Source organism: Candidatus Magnetominusculus xianensis (assembly GCA_001541255.1).
GTDB classification, from domain to species: domain Bacteria; phylum Nitrospirota; class Thermodesulfovibrionia; order Thermodesulfovibrionales; family Magnetobacteriaceae; genus Magnetominusculus; species Magnetominusculus xianensis.
Genome location: LNQR01000099.1, coordinates 1 through 1,439 on the forward strand (window position 1 = coordinate 1; position 1,439 = coordinate 1,439).

Below are 1,439 nucleotides of genomic sequence, written 5' to 3' on the forward strand. Positions count from 1 at the left end.
TCTGCTGCCACCTTTGTTATTGTCTGCTTTTCTTTCATCGTTAACCTCATCTCTTCCTCCCAGTTCTCTTGACTGAGAGTTTTTATCGTTACTTTTCCTATAGTTTTTTCGTGAGGCAATTCGCAGTGTTGACAAAACAGCGGCGGCCTTGTATTATATATGTGTTGCGCATGTACGCTTTTATCTCACATTTGAATGAGATCAATATTTCAATCTTTGGAGGCTAAGATGGCTAAAAAATCTACCGGACAATTTGACGACATTATTGAATCAGCCGCAAAATTCGTGGAACAGCAAAAAGGCATTTGGGACCACACCGCGTGGACAGACTTTTTATCAGGTATTAGTAAAATGGGGTTTGACGTAGACAGTGAAATGAAGGCATATCTGGGGTCATTGCTTGAGTCTATGAAGAAATACTACACCGCAGCCTCCGCTACTGACGGAATATCCTCAACCATGAAGGGAATCGCCGAAGATACCGTCACCTTCATAACTAAAACTAAGGGCAGCTGGGACCACTCAGGCTGGGAAGAATATCTTAAAGATATGCAGAAAAAAGGTGCTGAACTCTCTGAAGAGACAACTAAATATCTCGGCAGCGTACTTGAAATCTCTAAAGAACTCTATTTTCTTCCCTCGCTTGCATCAAAAATGATGTCAAAGGGGCTTTCAAAGAAGTCTTGACCAGATTATTTTGAGAATAACAAACAGCCCTGCCAGATAACGGGCACCTGATCGTGCCCGATTATAAATATGTCGCATTAGCGAAGGCAAGTCTGTCAGCTGAAGCGGTTGACACCGTTCACTGGCAAGAGGAGTGTAACGATGAGAAAAGCCGTAGTTTCGATGTTGGTTCTGATAGTTGGACTGTCTCTGGCCGGGTGTGGTTATGTCTCAGACGGACCGTTCGGATGGATGATGACTAACCACATAACTCCTGTTGCAAAGGGAAGTGCATTAACAGGGTTCAAAGAGGGACAAGCATGTATATATTCCTTTTTTGGCATGGTTACTGTTGGTGATGCAGGAATCGAAGCCGCTATGCGAAACGGTGGTATAAAAGATGTCTTTACTATTGATAGCGCCAGCCAGAGTTTTTTCGGCACATATACACGTCAGTGTACTGTGATAATAGGCAGTTAGCTGCCAGTGGGTGAGGAATCAGATGGGCAAAAGGGGTTATGGGGATTGGATTAGGTCATAAAAAGGGAGCAACGTAAGCAGGTATATTTATTTGAAGAGGACAAAGATGCACTATCGACAAACTGATTAGAGGAAGAAAAGACAGGGTATGAAGTAATCAAGTGGCACAATCAGAGAGGTGACGCTGAGAATTTTAACAAAGAGTTAAAAAGCGGCTTTGGAATGGAGCGTATGCCGTGTGGCCAGACATATGCCAATGCGGTATTTTTCAGGATAGGAGTAATCGCATACAA

General features: G+C 43.2%; 2 protein-coding genes and 1 pseudogene. All 3 read left to right on the plus strand.

Going from position 1 to position 1,439, the window contains the following annotated elements:
* Nucleotides 1-228: 228 nt before the first annotated feature.
* Entirely contained in the window at nucleotides 229-687 is a 459-nt protein-coding gene (locus ASN18_RS12955; RefSeq protein WP_085053203.1) for a hypothetical protein, read from the plus strand.
* 141 nt (nucleotides 688-828) lie between these two features.
* Complete coding sequence (locus ASN18_RS12960) at nucleotides 829-1,146, plus strand: TRL domain-containing protein (RefSeq protein ID WP_085053204.1); 318 nt, start codon at nucleotides 829-831, stop codon at nucleotides 1,144-1,146.
* Nucleotides 1,147-1,299: 153 nt separating this feature from the next.
* Nucleotides 1,300-1,439: pseudogene (locus ASN18_RS17260) on the plus strand (IS1380 family transposase); the annotation flags it as partial.